Raw genomic sequence first — 21,688 nt, forward strand, 5'->3', positions numbered from 1 at the left:
GATTAGAAATTAGAGTTTAGAATTTAGTGTTTTAGTATTTAGAATTTACATATTATGATAAGGAACTATTTAAAAACAGCCTGGCGAAACATTTTAAACAATAAATTTTACGCCACTATAAATGTTGCCGGGCTAACGGTTGGCCTGGTTGTGGGCTTGTTTATGCTGCTTTGGGTGCAGGATGAATTGAGCTTTGACAAGTTTAATTCTAAGGCGCCTAACATTTATAAAGTTGGTATTATAGGCGGTACAGGTATCAGCAAGCAAATATTTAATAATATAATAGGGCCGGTTGCTACCTTCGCAAAAAACGAGATCCCCGAGGTTAAAGATGCCGTACGCATAATAGCACTCGGCGATGCGCCATTTAAATATAAAAATAAGATTTTTTACGAGCCCGATTTCGCCTTTGTGGATCCCTCGTACTTTACGGTGTTTGATTTTAACCTGATAAAAGGCGACAAAAGTAACCCGTTTCCCGACAACAATTCCATTGTAATTACCGAAAGCACCGCCAAAAGGTATTTTGGTAACGAGGATCCTATAGGCAAGGTGGTTATCACCGGGCAGGACGAGCAGAACAAAGTTACCGGGGTGATACCTGATTATCCGGCTAATTCAAGCCTTCATTACCGTGTGTTAATGCCTATGTCGAGGTTTAATTACCTGGCCTACGTAAAAAGTAAAACCAGTTACGATAATAAAACTGTTGTGTCATCAATAGATGCCGACTGGTCGGCCTTTAGGTTTCAAACCTACTTGTTGTTAAATAATGATAAAGTAAATGTAGCCGCACTCGAGAAAAAATTACAGGCCATTCATGAGCGTAACAAGCCCGAAGACGCACCGGTGCCATACCTTACCCAACCATTGTTAAAAATGCACCTATACAAAGCTGATGGTACCGATGGGGGCATGTCTACCGTAAGCACCTTTGCTATTGTGGCTTTAATGATACTGGTAATAGCCTGTATCAACTACGTAAACCTTTCAACTGCACGCTCTATGCTGCGTGCCAAGGAAGTGAGTATGCGAAAAATAATAGGGGCGGGTAAGTTCCAGTTATTTATGCAGTTTATAGTAGAAACGGCCTTGTTATTTGTAATAGCCGCTATTTTCGCTTTTGTGCTAATGGTAGTTCTATTACCGCAATTCAACCAGTTTTCGGGCAAACAGATCACGTTAGACCTGTCGAACTATAATATCTGGGTTTGCATTATTTTAACCCTTGCTGGTACCCTTGCGGCATCAAGCATTTATCCTGCCTTGCTGTTATCATCCTTTGAACCGTTGAAAGCTTTGAAGGGTAAAGTATCCGTAGGCGTTGGCAACGTAGCTTTTAGGCGCATACTGGTAGTGGTGCAGTTTGCGGTATCTATTATACTTATTGTTGGTACGCTGGTTATAGGCAACCAGCTTAAATTTATCCGCAATATAAATCTGGGATACGATAAAGAGAATGTTTTCTCCTTTGGTATGCGTAACGAAATGCAGAAGCATTATGATGTTGTAAAAACTGATTTGCTGAAAAACCCGGCAGTGCTATCGGTAACCCGTGCCGGAGCTGATATAATACAAAGCGGTAGTTCTACAGGTGATAACGATTGGGATGGCAAACCGGCGAACTCAAACATGTGGTTCACCCAGATCTATTCTGATAAGGACTTTATCCCGTTCTTTAAAGTGAAGATACTGGAGGGCGCCAATTTTACAGGTGCTGTAGCCGATTCGGCCCACTTTCTGATAAACGAAACCGCCGTAAAGGAGATGGGGCTTACCAACCCGGTTGGTAAACGCCTGCGTATTCAAACCCGTAACGGCACTATCATAGGAGTGGTTAAAGATTTCCACTTTACTACAATTCATAAAAAAATTGAACCCGTGGTTTTTCAATATCAGCCCGAGTATTCCTGGAAGGTGTATGTAAAAACTACCGGTCGCGACGCGCAAAAAGCCATAGCAGCCGCACTTGCCGAATGGAAGCAGTATAACAACGATGTACCGTTTAACTACGCTTTTTTAGATGAAACCTATAACAAGCTTTACACAACAGAGCAAAAGCAAGGCGAGTTATTTAACCTGTTTGCCACCATCGCTATTGTAATATCGTGTCTGGGTTTATTCGGGCTTGCTACCTATTCGGCACAGGTAAAAACACGCGAAATTGGTATCCGCAAAGTGCTTGGCGCAAGCGTGGCAAAAATCATCAGCATGCTGGCAACCGAGTTTATGGTGCTGATAATAGTAGCCCTTATAATTGCTATGCCTATAGCCTGGTTCGCTATGAACAAGTGGCTGCAGGATTACGCTTATAAAATAAACATTGGCTGGGTGGTGTTCCTGTTCGCGGGTGGCGGAGCTACTTTAATAGCACTGGCAACCATCAGCATACAATCAATAAAAGCGGCGCTCGCTAACCCGGTAAAGAGTTTAAGGAGTGAGTGATTAGAGGTCAGTTAATTAGTGATTAGTTGACTGTTATCATCTTCGATTTAAGATTAGAAATTAGAGTTTAGAATTTAGTGTTTTAGTATTTAGAACTTAAATATCATGATCAAAAACTATTTCAAAATAGCATGGAGGAACCTGATCAGGAACAAGGGCTTCTCTATAACCAATATTCTGGGATTGACTATTGGAATGACATGTACCATCTTCATTTTTTTATGGGTGAAGAATGAGCTCGCGTTTGATAGGTTCCATAAAGATCATGATAACATTTATCAGGTAATGGCTACCCGCGATTTTAAGAACAATATTTTTACCGACCCCAACATGGTATTGCCATTTGCAAAAACCTTAGAAGGAGGGAGCCCATTATTGAAAAGGACCGTTGTTACCACGCATCAGGAATCGCACCTGGTACAATATGGTGAAACAAAGCTCAAAAAGGATCTTTACCAGGTAAGCGACCAGTTCTTTAACATGTTTTCATGGAAATTTGTGAAGGGCAATGCCGCTACTGCAATAAATGACCCTAAGTCTATTGTTATTACACAATCTGCAGCGAAATCATTTTTTGGTAATGATGACCCCATTAATAAAGTTGTTAAGATAGATAATGAATTAAACTATAAGGTGAGCGCTGTAGTGGCCGATCCGCCGGATAATTCAACTTTTAAGTTTGATTTTATCGCCCCGTTTGATTACTCGTCAGACTATATTAAAAACAGGATGAAGGAATGGACAAACTCATCACATCAGGTATATATCCAAACTATACCGGGTGCTAATATGGTTGCTGTAGATAAATACATCGACAAAATTAAACACCAGCATGATGTTAATGATAAAATAAGCACATACTTTACCTTCCCGATGGATAAGTGGCACTTATACAGCGAATTTAAAGATGGTAAGAATGTAGGAGGAATGATAGAATACGTTAGGCTATTCATTGTTATAGCTATAATTATATTGCTGATAGCTTGTGTCAATTTCATGAACCTGAGCACCGCCCGCTCAGAGAAACGCGCTAAGGAAGTAGGCATTCGCAAAACATTAGGGTCTGATAAAAGGCAGCTCATTACCCAGTTCTTTTTTGAATCGATCATACTTGCCCTTATCGCGTTTATCCTGTCAGTAGCTGCGGTTTACCTGCTGATGCCGTTATTCAACTCCCTGGTAAACAAAACGCTTCATTTAAATATTATCGACCCTTTCTTTATGATAGGCGCATTGGTTGTTATCCTTTTCACAGGGATTGTAGCGGGGAGTTATCCGGCACTATACCTTTCGTCATTTAACCCGGTTAAGGTATTAAAAGGAACATTTGCCGCGGGTAAAAGCGCGGTACTGCCAAGACGTATATTAGTTGTAGGGCAGTTTGTTATGTCCATATTACTGATCTCGGCAACCATTATCATATACCAGCAAATACAGCACGTAAAAGACAGGAACATTGGTTACAATCCTGATAACCTGATCATGCTGCCATCATCACAGGCTGTTGATAAGAACTATGCCGCCATAAAACAGGAATTATTTAATACCGGTTTAATAAGCGCGGTTACCCGTACCTCGGCGCCTATAACTGAGATCTGGTGGAAATCGGGATCGCCGGATTATAATGGCAAATCTCCCGATGGTAATATCATTTTTTCGGGTTTAAGCACCGATATTGATTTTACTAAAACAATGGGTGTTAAAATACTGCAGGGCCGCGATTTTAGAGCTACTCCCGGCGATTCGGCTGTGATGCTCATAAACAAGGCCGCTGTTGTTGCCATGAACGTTAAAAACCCTATTGGTTTAGAAATGCGGTATGGCCCACGTAAATACACCATTGTTGGTATAGTTGATAATATAGTTATGTCATCGCCCTATGACGCGGTTGACCCATTGATGGTTTATTACAATCCAAATGGCTCCAGCATGGTGAGTGTGAGGCTAAAAGATGGCACACAGCCTCAAAAGGCAATAAAATCATTAGAAACTATCTTTAAAAAATACAATCCCGACAATTTGTTTGAGTACCAGTTTGTTGATCAGGAATTTGGCAAGAAATTCGTCACCGAAGAACTGATTAGCCGTATCACCAATATTTTTGCCGGGCTGGCCATATTCATATGCTGTATAGGCCTGGCCGGATTGGCATCATTCACTATCGAAAAACGCTTTAAGGAAATAAGTGTACGCAAGGTTATGGGTGCATCGGTACAGCAACTGTTAATGTTAATATCAACCGAGTTTTTAAAACTTGTATTGGTTGCGTTTTTAATTGCAGTGCCGCTAACCTGGTGGCTAATGAGTAACTGGCTGCAAAAATACACTTACCACATTAACATCAGTATATGGCTGTTTGCTGTAGTAGGGGTACTTATATTGCTGCTAACCCTTGTTGTTGTGGGCTTAAATACAATGAGGGCTGCAACTGCTAACCCTGTAAAAAGTTTAAGAAGTGAATAACAGGAATTGTCATTGGGGAATGTCATTATTTAATGAAATATGTTTTTATAATATAGCGCCGTAGGTGCTAATGCTTTGTAGGAAAGCATAATTAAACATTTTACCGTGCCATCGGTACGCTACCTGGCGTGGTTCCGTACCGATGGCACGGTAGGGTTACCTGATTATTTTTCTACAAAGCTTTAACCCCTAACGGGGTTTACCCTTATATAATGACATTGGGATAATTAAGCTAAAGAGATATATTTTTATAAATAGCGCCGTAGGTGCTAAAGCTTTGTAGGAAATTATAATTAAACATTTTAGCGTGCCATCGGTACGCTACTGGCGTGGTACCATAACCGATGGCAGGTATGGTTACTGGATTGTTTTTCTACAAAGCTTTAACCCCTAACGGGGTTTACCCTTATATAATGACATTGGGATAATTAAGCTAAAGAGATATATTTTTATAAATAGCGCCGTAGGTGCTAAAGCTTTGTAGGAAATTATAATTAAACATTTTAGCGTGCCATCGGTACGCTACCTGGCTTGGTTCCGTACCGATGTCACGGTATGGTTACCTGATTATTTTTCTATAAAGCTTTAACCCCGATGGGGTTTATCTTAAAATAATGACATTGGTCATCGGGTGATTTGAAAAAGCGTTAACCTATGATTGAATAACTAATGACTTAATAATCAAGATATGATCAGAAACTATTTCAAAATCGCGTGGCGTAACATGGTAAAGGATAAACAATTTACCTTGTTGAATGTGATAGGCTTATCTGCCGGCATAGCCTGTACCTTATTAATTTACTTATGGGTGCATGATGAGGTGAGCTACGATAAGTTTTTTGAGAACGATAGCCAGGTTTACCAGGTTATGGAGCGTCGTTTAAATAGCGGCAACCAGGGCCTTTCAGATGAATCATCGGGTCTTGTTAGCGAAGTGCTGAAACTACAGGATCCCGAGGTATTGTACGCCTCGCCGGTTTGTCCTGCAGATTGGTATCAGAAGTTTACGCTATCGGCAGGTGATAAAAATGTTAAAGCACTGGGGCAGTATGCAGGTAAAGATTACTTTAATATTTTTTCCTTTAAAATGCTTGATGGCGACAAAAGCAAAGTGCTTAATGCCAAAAACGCTATTGTAATATCTGATGAACTTGCAAAAAGGCTTTTCAATACAAGTGAAAATGCTATAGGTAAAGCCATAAAGTTTCAGCATGAGAGAGACTTTTTTGTATCGGGCGTGTTTGAAAAGCTACCTGTCCATTCTTCGCAGAAGTTTGATTTTGTGTTATCGTTTGATTACCTGGCAGATGTACAGAGCTGGGTTAAAACCTGGAACAATAGCGGCCCGCATAATTTTATAATGCTAAAAAAAGGCACCGATGTTGATGCTTTTAACAGACGGATAGCAGATGTAGTTAAGAAAAATAGTGGTGATACCATCCGCAGCCTGTTTGCTATGCAATTTTCAAAAAATTACCTGCAAAACACCTTTAACCATGGCGCAAGGGTAGGCGGCCGGTACGAGTATGTAAAACTGTTTTCGCTCATCGCTATTTTTATATTGATTATAGCATGTATCAATTTCATGAACCTATCAACCGCCAAAGCATCCGGCAGGATGAAAGAAGTAGGTATTAAAAAAGTTGTAGGTGCCGAGCGCGGTCAGCTGATCATCCAATTCCTGTCAGAGTCTTTATTGATGGCTATATTTACTATGATGGTTGCTATCGCGATTGCATGGTTACTGTTACCACAGTTTAACCTGTTAACCGGTAAGGATATAAAATTCGTATTTGACCTGCCGCTGGTTTTGGTATTGATAGGCATTACACTGTTTACCGGTTTAATATCCGGCAGTTATCCGGCATTGTATCTGTCTAAATTTAAGCCTTTAGCCATTTTAAAGGGCAAGTTTAAATCATCATTTGCAGAATTGATTGCCCGTAAGGGCCTGGTGGTGTTTCAATTTACGCTTTCTGTTATGCTTATTGTGGCAGTGCTGGTTGTGTATAAGCAAATACAATTTATACAAGCCACCAAACCGGGTTATAATAAAGATAATGTGATCAGGTTTGACTCAGAGGGTAAACTCCTTGGGAATGAAGAAGATTTTACAGCTGCTTTAAAAACCATTCCCGGTGTAGTAAGTGCAAGCTTTACACAGCATAATATGGTAGGGCGCAATTTTGGTTCTGCCGATTTAAGCTGGGATGGTAAAAACCCTCATCAGGATATTTACTTTGAAGGCATTTTTGGCGGGTATAACTTCATAGAAACTATGGGGATGCAAATGGCTTCGGGCAGGGCTTTCTCTAAAAATTTTGGCGCCTCCGATGGCAATAAAATAGTAATAAATGAAACTGCCGCCAGGGCTATAAACGTTAAGGACCCTATTGGCAAGACCATTAAATGGGGAGACGGGCCTTTTCAAATTATAGGCGTAGTTAAAGATTTTCATTTTGAATCGTTACATGATGTAGTGAAGCCTACATTTATTTTACTTGGGCAGGGCGTTAACCCCTGGTTTAAAATTATGATAAGGTTAAAAGGAGGGCAGCAAAAGGAAACCATTGCGCAGATCCAGAAAATGTACGAATCATATAACCCCGGTTTCCCGTTCACCTTTAATTACCTGGATGAAGCATATCAGAAACAGTACGAAACCGAAACAAGGGTATCCGTTTTAGCCGGGTATTTTTCGGCGCTGGCCATCATCATTTCGTGCCTGGGCTTATTCGGATTGGTGGCATTTACTGCTCAAAAACGGCAAAAAGAGATAGGGATCCGCAAAGTTATCGGGGCGTCGGTAAATAACATCATGGTTATGCTTACTAAAGATTTTCTGAGGCTTGTTTTGATCTCCGTACTGATAGCTTTTCCGCTTTCGTGGTGGGCAATGCATAATTGGTTGCAAAGCTTTGTTTACCGTATAAATATGGGCCCGATAGTGTTCCTTATTGCCGGCGCATCTGTTATAACTATAACTATATTAACGGTAAGTTTTCAGGCCATTAAAGCAGCTATAGCAAACCCGGTAAAGAGTTTACGGTCCGAGTAACAAATAAGGACAAAGGAATAAGGATATCTTTACTCTTTTGTCCTTCCATCTTTTATCCGCCACTGTATCATAACCGAACAGTAACTGTTACACTTGCGTACAGGCGTGCAATTTTCATTTATGTTAAGTTATTGTAAATCAGTATATTTACTTATTGGTATGTATTTTAGGCTTTAGTATTAAACCAATACATCATGCTGAAGAATTATTTTAAAATAGCCTGGCGAAACTTACAAAAGCACAAAGCTTTCTCTTTTATAAACATTTTTGGCCTGGCTGTAGGTATAGCCGCCTTTTGGTTAATTACCCTGTATGTTACTGATGAATGGAGCTATGACCGGTTTAACAAAAAAGCCGATAATGTTTTCCGCATTACACAGCATGGAAAATGGAACGGCGGTAAATTTGATTTAGCCGTTACCTCGCCGCCATTTGCAGGCACTTTAAAAGCCGAATTTCCGCAAGTAGTTGATGCCGCAAGAATTAATGCTGAAGGCGGCGGCAAAATAACCGTTGGCGAAAAGGTAATTAACGAGGGCAGTATGTTATTTGCTGATAACAGCATCTTTAACATATTCAGCTACCAGTTTTTATATGGCAATGCTGAAACAGCCCTGCTAAAACCACAAACCATAGTACTTACCAATACCCTTGCCCAAACCTTATTTGGCAGCGCCGAAGCAGCTTTTAACAATACCATATCAATTGACGGTATGCCAACCGCTGTTACCGGCGTAATAGCCGATGTGCCGGCAAACTCACACTTTAATTTTAAAGCATTGCGCTCATTGCAGGAGTATACCGGCTATGAAGCAGGCTGGGGAAACTCCAACCTTTACACCTATGTGCTTTTAAAAGAGCATGACGATTATAAAAAAATTGAAGCCGCCGCAGGATCTTTCTTTAATAAGCATCTAAAAAATGATATGGGTGCCATGACTTTTAAAATGGAGCTGCAGCCGCTTACAGATATCCACTTACGATCTAATTTAAGCTACGAGTTGGGTTCAAACGGGAATATCACTTATGTGTATGTGTTTAGCATAACCGCCTTGCTGATATTGATCATAGCGGTTATCAATTATGTAAATTTAACCACAGCCCGTTCGTCCATCCGGATAAAAGAAATAGGGGTACGAAAAGTTATCGGCTCAGATAGAAAGCAACTGATGGTCATGTTCTTTGCCGAATCGGTACTGCTCACCTTTATTGCTACAATGCTTGCAGGGGTTATTATACAATTTGCATTGCCATACTTTAATCAGCTATCGGGTAAAAGTCTTATCCTGCTGCAATTTGGAACAACAAAAACAGTACTTATATTTTTGGGGTTCTCGCTGTTTACCGGCATATTAAGCGGTATTTATCCGGCCTTATTTTTATCCGGCTTCAAAACCATATCGGCTATGAAAGGCCAGCTGGGTAACCAGTTCTCCACCATTCTTTTCAGGAAATCGTTGGTGGTATTTCAGTTTGTTATTACCATCGTAATGATAGCCGGCTCAAGCGTTATTTACCAGCAGCTGCACTTTGTTTTAAATAAAGACATGGGCTTTAATAAGGCGCAAACGCTTACTTTTCATATTAACAAAAAAGAGGTTCGTGGTAATATTGATGCGGTAAAGCAACGGTTGCTGCAAAACCCAAATATTGAAAGTGTTGGTGTAGCTGGTAACCCCATAGGTAATAACAATATTGGTGGCGGCGACTTTAACCTTGGGCCCGATGGTAAAGCAAATGGCGAATCAAAAATTGTACAGAACCTGGTTATCGATCCTGATTTTATACCTACGCTGCAAATAAAAATGGCAGGCGGCCGTAATTTTTCGGCCTCAAATATCAGCGATGTAAAAAACGCCATAATCGTAAACCAAACATTGGTTAATGAACTGGGATGGAAAAACCCGGTTGGCAGACAGGTACGTACCGGGGTAGATGAAAAGGGGGGAATTATTGAGCAAACCATTATAGGTGTAGTTAAAGATTTTAACACCTATTCGCTTCAGCATAAAATATCTCCTATGGTGATGGAGATGCCTGCACAAACCAATGATAAAGACAATTTATATGTTCGTATCGGCAAGAATAATATACAGGCATCCTTAGATTATATCACCAAAGTTTACGCCAGTTTTGATAATGAGAACAAGCCCGAGTTTCACTTCCTTGATCAAAGTTTTGCCGCGCAATATCAGACAGAACAACGCCAGGGTACTATACTCTTGATCTTTACCATACTGGCTATCAGCATTGCCTGTTTAGGCTTGTTTGGGCTGGTAACCTTTACTGCCGAGCAACGTGTTAAAGAGATAGGCATCCGTAAGGTATTAGGGGCAAGCGTAACCAGTATTGTAAGACTATTATCAACAGACCTTATGCGACTGGTGATCATAGCAACCGTTATTGCATGCCCAATTGCCTGGTATGCGATGAATAGCTGGCTGCAGGATTTTGCTTACAAGATAAACATTAGCTGGTGGGTGTTTTTGTTAGCAGGCAGCGGCGCGGCATTAATTGCACTGGCAACGGTGAGCATCCAATCCATAAAAGCGGCCTTAACAAACCCGGTAAAAAGTTTAAGAAGCGAATAGAGGAAATTAGAATCAAGAGACAAGAACCAGGAATTAAGATATGTTAAGTTTTGATTTTTTCTCTCAAACACATGCAACCATTACAACCAATAAACCCTCTTATATAAAACCAAAAATCATGAAAAAATATCTCTTTTTATTGTTAATCTCATCTTCAGCATATGTGGCATCTGCTCAGGATAACCGCACCCCGTACCTTACCAGGTCATTAGCATCTGATGGGATAAAAAATGTATTTGTAAACACCAGTGGCGGCAGTATCTCTGTTAGCGGTGGTAGGGAGGAGCCACATATTGATGTTTACATAGTTGGCAATAACAATCAAAACCTGAGTAAAGACGAGATCAAAAAACGTTTAGACGAAGATTACACGCTGGATATATCTGTAAGCAACGGCGAGCTGCACGCCACTGCAAAGCAAAAAAGGAACAACATTAACTGGAGAAGAAGCCTGAGCATTGGCTTTAAAGTTTATGTGAACAAGCAGGCTTCCACCAATCTGAACACAAGCGGCGGATCAATAAGCATTGATAATTTAACCGGCAACCAAAATTTTGAAACCAGCGGTGGCAGCTTACGTGTAAACCTGGTAACAGGTATTATAAAAGGCGAAACATCAGGCGGCAGCATTAATGTTTCAAACTCAAGACAAGACATTGTTTTAACTACCAGCGGCGGCAGCATCACCGCCAGCAACTGCCAGGGAAAACTTAAACTGGAAACATCAGGCGGGTCATTAAAATTAGATAACCTTAAAGGTTATATTAATGCAACTACAAGCGGCGGCAGCATTAGCGGCAGCAACGTTGATGGTGAACTTATAACAGGTACAAGTGGTGGCAGTGTTAACCTGGCTGGCATATCCGGCAGCCTTGATGCATCTACCAGCGGCGGCAGCATGCATGCCGAAATGATTAAAGTTGGTAAATATGTTAAGCTGGAATCAAGCGCCGGCCATGTTGATTTAACGTTGCCGGCAGGCCAGGGTTTAGACCTTGATTTGCGTGCAGACCGGGTTAGCTTTGGCATGCCGGGTAATTTTAACGGCGAAAAAAGCAAAGATAAAGTTGTTGGGAAGCTAAATGGCGGCGGTGCAACTGTACAGGTACGCGGCCAAAGCAGTATTTCAGTTTCTACAAAATAATTTCCGGTTACATTTTAATTAAGATTCTCTATGTTCAAGAATTATCTGAAAATCGCCTGGCGCAATATTACAAAGCACAAAGGCTTCTCATTTATAAACGCGGGCGGGTTGGCATTAGGCATGGCAAGCTGCCTGCTTTTGCTGTTATATGTAAACTATCATTTAAGCTTTGATAAGCAGTTTAAAAACGCCGATAACGTTTACCTTGTAGAGAACAATCAGCAGGGCGATGGTAAGATATTTACGTTTTTATCTACACCCGGGCAAATGGCTGCAACCATACAAGCCCAGGTACCGGGGGTAGAGCGCGCCATACGGATAAGCAATTACGCGGCAGGTGGCTTAATATCTTACAAAAACAACAGCTTTAAAAAGGTTGGGCTTTTTAGTGACGATGGCTATTTTAAAGTTTTCCCTTATAAATTTATAAAAGGCAACCCGGCAACTGCAATTGCACAGCCAAATTCTATTGTGATCACCCAAAGCCTTGCAAAAACATTGTTTGGTAACGAAAATCCCATCAATAAAATTGTAAAACGGAATGACAAAACTGAACTGATGGTAACCGGTGTGGTAGAAGATCCGGCACCTAACAGAAGTTTCCAGTTTGATTATGTAATGCCCTGGAAGATATTTGAAAACGAGTTAGAATGGATTAAAACCGCGACCTGGAGTAGTAATTTTTGCCAAACTGCCATTCTCCTTAAAGATCCAAAGTATTTCAAACATGCTGATGGCCTGGTTCGTAAAATGATCAACAGTCATCAAAGCGAGTATAAGGCCGAGGCTTTTCTGTTTCCTTATACCCAGTTGCATTTATACTCAAAGTTTGAAAATGGTAAATCTGTAGGCGGGCTTATTGAGCAAGTAAACCTGTTTATTGTATTGGCTATATGCATATTATTAATTGCTTGCGTAAACTTCATGAACCTTTCAACGGCACGATCAGAAGAGCGGGCAAAAGAGGTGGGGATCCGCAAAGCGATAGGGTCAAACAGGAGCTCATTAGTATGGCAGTTTATTATAGAATCGGTCATTCTATCGGTACTCTCCATGGTAGCAGCTTTCATACTGTTGGTTATCAGCATACCGTTCTTTAACGATTTGCTGAATATTAAGTTAGCGTTGCCTTATAACGACTTGAATACCTGGGTTATTTTAATTGGCTTCGCCGTTCTTACCGGGTTTATATCCGGCAGTTACCCGGCTTTTTACTTATCGTCGTTTGAACCTATTAAAGTTTTAAAAGGTGTATTTAAAGGTGGCAGCAGTGCATTGCCGGTTCGTAAAATTATGGTGGTTGTACAGTTTACATTCACCGTGTTCTTAATTACCGCTACAATATGTATTTATCGCCAGATAAGGTTTACCCAAAGCCGCTCCATTGGTTATAACAAAGGCGGACTGGTTGAAGTTAAGATAGAGGGTACGCTTGATAAAAATACCGGTGTGGTAATAAACCAGTTAAAGGGCGATAATGTAGTTACTAACGCCACGGTATTTTCGCAAAGTATCACCAGCAGTGGCAACAATACCTGGGGTGTTGAATGGCCGGGTAAACGACCAGATCAAAAGATATTGTTTGATATGTTTAAGGTGGGATATGACTTTACCCGTACCGCCGGAATCAAGTTAATAGATGGGCGCGAATTTTCGGCTCAATACCCTGCAGATACTGCCGGTAAAACCGTTATGATAAATGAGGCTGCCGCAAAGGCAATGAACCTTAAAAACCCTGTTGGCAGTATTATAACAGTAGATCAGCCGGTAACAGTTATTGGTGTTTATAAAGATTTTGTATGGGGATCACCTTATCAAAAGGCTGCGCCTATGATAAACTTTTGTAACCTTAACGGTGGTGTAATTGCTATGCGCTTAAACGCTGCCAAAAGCATTAGTGCAAATTTAGATGTTATTAATAAAACGCTAAAAAGCATAAACCCGGCATACCCGCCAACAGTAAACTTTGTTGACAGTGATTTTGAAAAGAAATTCGAGAACGAAAAACTGCTGGCTACCCTGGCAAATATCTTCGGCGGATTAGCTATCATTATTTCGTGCCTTGGTTTATTTGGCCTGGCTGCCTACGCTGCAGAGCAACGTGTGAAAGAAATAGGAGTGCGTAAGGTACTTGGGGCAAGCATTACCAGTTTAGCCGGTTTGCTTTCTAAAGATTTTTTAAAGCTGGTCGCAATAGCCATTATTGTTGCTGTACCGCTGTCAATATGGGCCATGAACAAGTGGTTGCAAAACTATGAATACCATATAACCCTAAGCTGGTGGATGTTTGCAATGGCCGGTTTAATAACCGTGTTTATAGCCATTGCAACAGTAAGTTACCAGGCCATAAAGGCAGCCTTGGCAAACCCTGTAAAGAGCCTTCGGTCGGAGTAAAGAATAAGGACAAAGGAATAAGGATATCTTTACTCTTTTGTCCTTTCATCTTTTATCCGCTAATTGTATCATAACCGTACAACCACTGTTACGCATACGTACAGTAGATACTACTTGGCGCATATTTATATCATTGATTATTAATTAGTTATATTTTTGGTATTGCTTTTAGCCATATTGTTTTACAATGATTAAAAATTATCTGACCATCGCCTGGAGGAGCCTTACTAAAAACAAGGTATTCTCTTTTATAAATATATTCGGCTTAGCCATTGGTATAACCTGCTGCATGCTTATCAGCGCGTATTTGTATAAAGAACTTACTTACGATACTTATGCCAAAAATGCATCAAACATTTACCGTATTGGCTTGCGTACCATTGGCGCCGGTGTAGTTGACGAATACCCAATGGTTGATAACGCTGTGGGAGAGGGTATTAAAAATAACATTCCGGGTGTTTTAGCAACAACGCGTATTGTAAATATGGGCCCGCAGTACCTCAAATACCAGGACAAAACTTTTAAGGAAGAACGCCTTAGCATGGCCGACACGAACTTTTTAAATATGTTCTCTATCCCTTTTATTGAGGGGGATAGCAAATCGGCACTAAGAGACCCTAACAGTATTGTGCTTACCAGTGAAATGGCTAAAAAATACTTTGGCACCACAGCTTGTGTAGGTAAGGCTATAGAACAACCTGGATCAAATCCTTTAAAAGTAACCGGTGTTATTGATAAAGTGCCTGATAATTCTCACTTCCATTACGATGGATTTATCAGCCGTTCTACTTTTCCTATCGTAAATCGCAGCTGGAGTAACGTGGGTAATTATACCTACCTGCTGCTTGATAAGAATGTGGATGCTAAAAAGGTAGAAGCACAATTCCCGGCTTTAGTAAGCAAATATGTAGTACCCGAAATTCAGCAAGATATGGGCGTTAGCCTTGCCGAAGCACAAAAATCTGTAAATACCTTTCTTTTCTTTTTACAACCACTTAAAGATATCCACCTGCATTCGGCAACCAAGTACGAAATGGAGCCCAACGGAGATATCAACTATGTTTATATATTTAGCGCGCTGGCCGGTTTCATCCTGATATTGGCCTGTATCAACTTTACCAATTTATCTACCGCCAGCTCGGTAAACCGGTCGAAAGAGGTAGGCATCCGCAAGGTAATGGGCTCATTAAAAAGCTCACTGGTAACGCAGTTTTTGGTAGAGTCGGTTATTGTTACCGCGTTTGCCATGTTGTTTGCACTGGCCTTTGTTTGGCTGGCATTACCTTATTTTAATGCAATCTCCGGCAAGCAGGTTAGTATGGGGTTGTTTTTCAATTACCAGGCCATCGGGGTAGAAATTTTGCTTGTGTTATTAGTAGGCGTTTTCGCAGGTATTTATCCGGCGTTCTTCCTGTCGTCATTTAAGGTAATAAGTGTTTTAAAGGGGGCTTCTTCAACGGGCCTTGCAAACAAAAGCGCCCTGCGCAGCGGATTGGTAATATTTCAGTTTGCCATCTCTACTTCGCTTATTATTGCCACTATGGTAGTATACAGGCAGCTTAATTACATGCAAAATAAAAAGCTGGGATATGATAAAGATCAGGTACTGGTTATAAATGATGTATCTGCCCTGGGCAACAACCTTGATGCTTTTAAACAGCAATTACTGCGTAATAACCACGTGGTTAACGCAACTATAACTGGTAGTGTACCCGGGAGTTTAAATATGGACGGTACGCAGGTATTTGCAAAGGAATTTAAGGATAACGAAGTTCACAAAGAGATCCACATGAACATCTTTCATGTGGAGGATAGTTTTGTGCCAACTTTGGGGATCCAAATGGCACATGGCCGCAACTTTACATCATCACCTGCAGACTCATCTGTAGTAGTAATTAACGAGGCTGCCGTAAGGGAACTGGGCTGGGCCAATACAGATCCGGTAGGCAAAACCATTGTACGATCTGGCAGGAGAGAATTTACGGTGGTAGGTGTGGTGAAAGATTTTCATTACGCATCTGCCAAACTTAAAATTGCGCCGCTAATGCTTTTACCCGGCCGCAGCAATGTGCTAATGGCGGTTAAGGTTAAAGCAGCCGATATGAAAAACTTTTTATCAGATCTAAAAAACCAGTGGACTAATTACCGTGCTAATGCACCTTTCAGCTATTCGTTTTTGGATGAGCAGTATGCCTCGCTTTATGCATCAGAGCAACGTACGGGTAAAATATTTACCTCGTTCGCGTTCGTAGGCGTAATAATAGCCAGTTTGGGCCTATTTGGCTTAGCGGCCTTTATGATACGCCAGCGGGTTAAAGAAATAGGGATCCGTAAGGTGCTGGGGGCATCATCTGCAACCATTACCGGCATGCTGTCCAAAGAGTTTTTGAAGCTGGTAGTTATAGCGATACTGGTATCAGTACCGGTTACATGGTATGCCATGAATAAATGGCTGCAGGAGTTTGCTTACCGCATTGATATATCATTGTGGGTATTTGTTGTTGCCGGTTTATTGGCATTGTTAGTAGCGTTTGTTACGGTTAGTTTCCAATCGATAAAAGCAGCGTTAGCAAACCCGGTTAAAAGTTTAAGAAGCGAGTAACCAATAGCATTGAGATGTGGTCATAGATGTTAAATGCATCAGCTCATCTATTAAGTTATTACATAATAGGGATAAGTAACGAGTTAGGTGTATTTGAATTAATTAACAATTCTATAAACCAGTAACTCAAAAATTAAAGATCATGTTTAAAAACTACATTAAAACGGCATTCCGTAGCTTAAAAAAGAATAAGGGGTTTACGCTTATTAACGTATTTGGCCTTGCTTTGGGCTTGTGTGTTTGTATGCTCATTGTTTTTTACGTGATTGATGAATTAAGCTATGATAAGTTTAATACAAAAGCCGATCGCATTTACCGGGTAAATAATGAAATAAAATTCGGCGGTAATACTAACGATTATGCCGTATCGCCGGCACCGTTAGCACAAACGTTTTTAAATAATTTCCCGGAGATAGAAAAAGCCACGAGATTTAGGGAACGGGGAAACTTTAAAGTTCGTAAAGGGGATGAAAACATCCAGGAACACCGTTTTGTATATGCTGATCCGCAGGTATTTGATGTGTTTACGCTGCCCATGTTGCAGGGCGATCCTAAAACAGCGTTGAACGATCCTAAAAGCGTGGTTATAAATGAAACTACCGCGAAAAAATACTTTAACACCACGGATGCCGTTGGCAAATCGTTAATATTTAACGATACGTTGTTATATAAAGTTACAGGTGTTATAAAAGACATCCCTAAGCAATCGCACTTTAATTTCGATTTCCTGCTGGCTATGTCGGGTCTTAACGAAAGCAAAGAAAATAGCTGGCTAAGCAATAATTTTAATACCTATCTTTTACTAAAGAAAGGTGCCAGCGTTGCCCGGCTGGATGCAAAATTTCCGGAAGTAGTACGCAAATACGTGGGAGGCGAGTTGCAAGCAGCCGTACACATGACCTATGACCAGCTTGAAAAAAGCGGAAGCTACTTTAAATTAACTTTAACGCCGCTTAAAGATATTCACCTCACATCAAATCGTGTGGCCGAGTTAAGCGGTAATGGCAACATCCAATATGTGTACATATTTTCGGCCATAGCTATATTTATATTGTTGATAGCGTGTGTGAATTTCATGAACCTGAGCACCGCCCGCTCATCTAACCGGGCCCGCGAGGTTGGCGTACGCAAAGTATTAGGCTCGCCCAGAAAGTATTTGATCGCGCAGTTCTTGTCAGAATCTATCATCGTAACTTTTATTGCAACAGTAATAGCGGTGATAGGTGCATGGTTGTTATTCCCGGTGTTTAACCAAATAGCCGATAAACAGCTTGCTTTTACTGTAAGCATTTTTGCCTGGTTGCTGCCGGTATTGTTTGTAGCGGTGTTAGTAATAGGCTGCCTGGCAGGTTCGTATCCGGCATTTTTCCTGTCGGCATTTCAACCCATTGATGTTTTAAAGGGAAAGTTATCTGCCGGATTTAAAGGTGGCTTTTTACGCAGCTTTTTGGTGGTGTTTCAGTTTTCGGTATCTATTTTTCTGATCATTGGTACGCTGGTGATCCATCATCAGCTTAAATATATCCAGAATAAAGACCTCGGTTATGATCGCCAGCAGGTAATGATCATAAATAATATTGATGCCTTAGACAACCGGGCCAAAGTGCTTAAAGAAGAGCTAAGGCGCTTGCCGGGCGTTGTAAGTACCACCATGACGGGCTACGTACCCACAGGAGGGTGGAGAAACAGCACCACTTTCTTCCAAAGCCAGGCGCTGGATACTAAAACAGCGCTTGCCAGCCAGCTATGGGATGTTGATGAAGACTATGTACCCACAATGGGAATGAAACTGGTAGCGGGCCGCAATTTTTCAAAAGAAAATAAAGTGGATTCATCAGCAGTAATTTTGAACGAAGCTGCTGTTAAACTGCTGGGCTTTAAAAATGCCATTAACAAGGAGTTGTATCGCCCTATGGATAATATGGCAAAGACATTCAAGCAGCTTCATATTATTGGGGTAGTGAAAGATTTTAACTTTAATACGCTTAGGGAAAATATAACACCGGTAATTTTTTCACTGTCTGAAAACAGGGGGAGTCTTGCCATTCGTATAAATACTGCTAATACAAACACGCTGATAGCGCAAATTAAAGGCAAATGGCGCACACTCTCACCTAATCAGCAAATTGATTACTCTTTTATGGATGAGGATTTTGAGAGGACCTACCGTACCGAACAACGCATGGGTAACATCTTTATAGCCTTTACCAGCATGGCTATTATAATTGCCTGCCTTGGCTTGTTTGGCCTGGCTGCCTATGCCGCCGAGCAACGTACAAAAGAAATTGGCATCCGTAAAGTGTTAGGAGCTAATGTTTCTATTATTGTGGCCATGCTTTCAAAAGATTTTATAAAATTAGTGATCGTGTCTATTCTTATAGCATCGCCGTTAGCGTGGCTTGCTATGCAGCAATGGTTAAATAGTTTTGCTTATCGCGATGGCATAAAATGGTGGATCATACTATCGGCAGGAATTGGGGCAATTGTAATTGCATTTATAACTATCAGCTTTCAATCAATAAAAGCAGCGTTGGCTAACCCGGTAAAAAGCTTAAAAAGCGAATAACTGTGTTTAAAGCCGCCGCTAAGTGTTTAGAATTTAAAGTTTAAAACAATGTTTAGAAATTATTTAAAAATAGCCTGGCGCAACCTGGCTAAACATAAGCTTTTTAGCTTTATAAATATTGGCGGCCTGGCAGTGGGTATGGCAGTTAGCTTTATGCTGTTATTGTATGTATATAACGAGTTTACGTTTGATAAGCAAAATGAAAAGGGCGACCGGATCTATATGTTGTTCCGTAATCAGCCTTCGGAAAGTGAAATACAAACCAGTAACAGCATGCCTGTACAGGTTGCCGGAGCTATAAAAAAAGACTTCCCCGAAATTGAGAAAGCAGCACGGACTAACTACCCTAATGATAACCTGGTTAATTATAATGGCAAAACGTTAAAGGTAAAAATGCTCTCGGCCGACCCGGAGCTGTTGGATATTTTTACCTACCAGTTTGTTAAAGGCAACAAGCAAAAAGTATTTGATGACGTTGCTTCTGTTATACTGACTGAATCGGGCGCTAAATCTATTTTTGGGAATGATGAGGCTATGGGTAAAACCTTTAAGCTAAACAAAAACCGGATGGTAAAAGTTACCGGCATTATAAAAGATATTCCGGAAAACGCTTCTCTCAGATTTAACATGCTGGGCTCATGGAAATTATTAGAGGCAGAGCAGGAATGGGTTAAAAATTCCGGCTGGGGCAACTACTCATTTAAAACCTATGCGCTGGTAAAGCCAGGTGCTGATATAAAAAAGTTAAATGCCAAAATGAGTGGCCTAATCGCCAAAAACGATGTTTATAACAAAGAGAACAAACTGTTCTTATTCCCATTTGAACGGATCCATTTATATGCCAAGTTTGAAAATGGCGTAAATACAGGTGGCGATATCGAATACATCCGCCTGTTTATGTTTCTGGCTATAGGTATTTTGCTGATAGCCTGTATTAACTTTATGAACCTCTCTACCGCACGCTCAGAGAACCGGGCCCGTGAGGTAGGCGTACGCAAGGTTGTAGGGGCAAGGCGCATTTCCCTCATCAAACAGTTTATGGGCGAATCACTGCTGATGGCTGTCATATCTTTTGTATTCGCGTTGGTTATTATAACATTGCTGTTGCCATATTTCAATGGCATTATTCAAAAAAATCTCACTGTTCCATATAACGCACCTAACTTTTGGGTAGTAGGTTTGGGTATAACCGTAATTACAGGCATCATCGCGGGCAGTTACCCGGCTTTGTTCCTATCGGCATTTAAGCCGGTTAGGGTGCTAAAGGGTTTTATTAAAGATGGTAAAACATCTTTAAGGCCAAGGCAGGTACTGGTTATTATACAGTTTGCATTTGCAACCTGCCTTATCCTGTCAACCATATTGATATATAACCAAATCAATTATATTAAAAACCGCCCGGCGGGTTATGATAAAGACGGTCTCGTTGAACTTTCGCAAGAGGGCACCCTGTACGAAAAGTTTGAGGAATTCAGGCGGGATGCTATTGCTTCCAGAGCGATAATTGAAGGATCGGCCACATCAGGTACAATTACGACTGACGGGAGCTCATCATGGGGTGTTAAATGGCCGGGGCAGTTGCCGGGTGAAGATAAGATACCTATTGATCAGTTGGTTACTACCTATCACTTCACTAAAACATTTGGTGTAAAGATCCTGAAAGGCCGCGACTTTGACCGGGCCAATCCATCAGATTCATTAGCCATCATGATGAATGAATCGGCGGTTAAAATGATGCGGTTAAAAGAGCCGCTTGGTCAAATAATTAATTGGCAGGGGCAGCCGCGTACCGTGGTAGCTGTTATAAAAGATTTTATTTGGGGTGCACCCGGCGCCCCTATAAAACCCCTTATAGTGGGTTATATGAAAGAATGGAACGGAACGGCAACCATGCGCTTAAACCCGGCGCTATCAGTGTCAAGTTCATTGGCAAAATTAGAAGCAGTTTACAAAACGTATAACCCCGAGTATCCGTTCGAATACAAATTTGTTGATGAGCGTTACAATGACAAGTTTAGAACAGAGCAATTGTTAGGCACTTTGGCTAACTCATTCACCATACTGGCTATTGTTATATCATGTTTGGGCTTGTTTGGCCTGGCATCCTTCTCGGCAGAACAGCGCCGGAAGGAGATAGGGATCCGTAAAGTATTGGGCGCGTCAATCGGTAGCTTGTGGTTCAACCTGTCAAAAGAGTTTATACAATTGGTGCTGATCGCATTTTTTATAGGTGCGGCGTTTAGCTGGTATTTTATGAACGAGTGGCTAAGTAACTATACCTACCATACCCAAATAAGTGTTTGGGTGTTTATAATAACCATACTTATTAGCCTTGCGGTAACTATAACAACAGTAAGCTGGCAGGCCATAAAAGCCGCTGTTACTAATCCGGTTAAAAGTTTAAGAAGTGAGTAAGAATTAGAGT

General features: G+C 41.0%; 9 protein-coding genes. All 9 read left to right on the top strand.

Annotated elements, in window-relative coordinates:
- Positions 1-54 precede the first annotated feature (54 nt).
- The 9 genes from WC743_RS12760 (at position 55) to WC743_RS12800 (ending at position 21,678) form a co-directional block, all read left to right on the top strand.
- Positions 55-2,445 carry an ABC transporter permease gene (locus WC743_RS12760; protein ID WP_373012392.1) on the top strand — a complete coding sequence of 797 codons (2,391 nt, stop codon included), beginning with the start codon at positions 55-57 and terminating at the stop codon, positions 2,443-2,445.
- A 105-nt stretch (positions 2,446-2,550) separates the two neighbouring features.
- Complete coding sequence (locus tag WC743_RS12765; protein WP_373012393.1) at positions 2,551-4,908, top strand: ABC transporter permease; 2,358 nt, start codon at positions 2,551-2,553, stop codon at positions 4,906-4,908.
- A 688-nt stretch (positions 4,909-5,596) separates the two neighbouring features.
- A complete protein-coding gene (locus WC743_RS12770; protein ID WP_373012394.1) occupies positions 5,597-7,966 on the top strand; it encodes an ABC transporter permease in 2,370 nt (789 codons plus the stop codon).
- Between the two features lie 194 nt (positions 7,967-8,160).
- A complete protein-coding gene (locus tag WC743_RS12775) occupies positions 8,161-10,557 on the top strand; it encodes an ABC transporter permease (RefSeq protein ID WP_373012395.1) in 2,397 nt (798 codons plus the stop codon).
- A gap of 118 nt (positions 10,558-10,675) precedes the next feature.
- Positions 10,676-11,701 carry a DUF4097 domain-containing protein gene (locus tag WC743_RS12780; protein ID WP_373012396.1) on the top strand — a complete coding sequence of 342 codons (1,026 nt, stop codon included), beginning with the start codon at positions 10,676-10,678 and terminating at the stop codon, positions 11,699-11,701.
- A gap of 30 nt (positions 11,702-11,731) precedes the next feature.
- Complete coding sequence (locus WC743_RS12785) at positions 11,732-14,095, top strand: ABC transporter permease (RefSeq protein WP_373012397.1); 2,364 nt, start codon at positions 11,732-11,734, stop codon at positions 14,093-14,095.
- A gap of 187 nt (positions 14,096-14,282) precedes the next feature.
- A complete protein-coding gene (locus WC743_RS12790; RefSeq protein ID WP_373012398.1) occupies positions 14,283-16,697 on the top strand; it encodes an ABC transporter permease in 2,415 nt (804 codons plus the stop codon).
- A gap of 142 nt (positions 16,698-16,839) precedes the next feature.
- The gene (locus tag WC743_RS12795; RefSeq protein WP_373012399.1) at positions 16,840-19,263 is read left to right on the top strand and encodes an ABC transporter permease; all 2,424 of its coding nucleotides are present in this window, start codon (positions 16,840-16,842) and stop codon (positions 19,261-19,263) included.
- 48 nt (positions 19,264-19,311) lie between these two features.
- Positions 19,312-21,678: an FtsX-like permease family protein gene (locus WC743_RS12800; RefSeq protein ID WP_373012400.1), complete on the top strand. Its 2,367-nt coding sequence runs from the start codon at positions 19,312-19,314 to the stop codon at positions 21,676-21,678.
- Positions 21,679-21,688: the final 10 nt, after the last annotated feature.

The organism is Mucilaginibacter sp. (assembly GCF_041660805.1).
In the GTDB taxonomy this organism is placed as follows: Bacteria; Bacteroidota; Bacteroidia; order Sphingobacteriales; family Sphingobacteriaceae; genus Mucilaginibacter.

Excerpts from the sequence above, each read along its gene's own strand:
- WC743_RS12795 (WP_373012399.1), top strand. The coding sequence starts at position 16,840 with ATGTTTAAAAACTACATTAAAACGGCATTCCGTAGCTTAAAAAAGAAT.
- WC743_RS12785 (WP_373012397.1), top strand. The coding sequence starts at position 11,732 with ATGTTCAAGAATTATCTGAAAATCGCCTGGCGCAATATTACAAAGCAC.
- WC743_RS12800 (WP_373012400.1), top strand. The coding sequence starts at position 19,312 with ATGTTTAGAAATTATTTAAAAATAGCCTGGCGCAACCTGGCTAAACAT.
- WC743_RS12760 (WP_373012392.1), top strand. The coding sequence starts at position 55 with ATGATAAGGAACTATTTAAAAACAGCCTGGCGAAACATTTTAAACAAT.
- WC743_RS12780 (WP_373012396.1), top strand. The coding sequence starts at position 10,676 with ATGAAAAAATATCTCTTTTTATTGTTAATCTCATCTTCAGCATATGTG.
- WC743_RS12775 (WP_373012395.1), top strand. The coding sequence starts at position 8,161 with ATGCTGAAGAATTATTTTAAAATAGCCTGGCGAAACTTACAAAAGCAC.
- WC743_RS12765 (WP_373012393.1), top strand. The coding sequence starts at position 2,551 with ATGATCAAAAACTATTTCAAAATAGCATGGAGGAACCTGATCAGGAAC.
- WC743_RS12770 (WP_373012394.1), top strand. The coding sequence starts at position 5,597 with ATGATCAGAAACTATTTCAAAATCGCGTGGCGTAACATGGTAAAGGAT.
- WC743_RS12790 (WP_373012398.1), top strand. The coding sequence starts at position 14,283 with ATGATTAAAAATTATCTGACCATCGCCTGGAGGAGCCTTACTAAAAAC.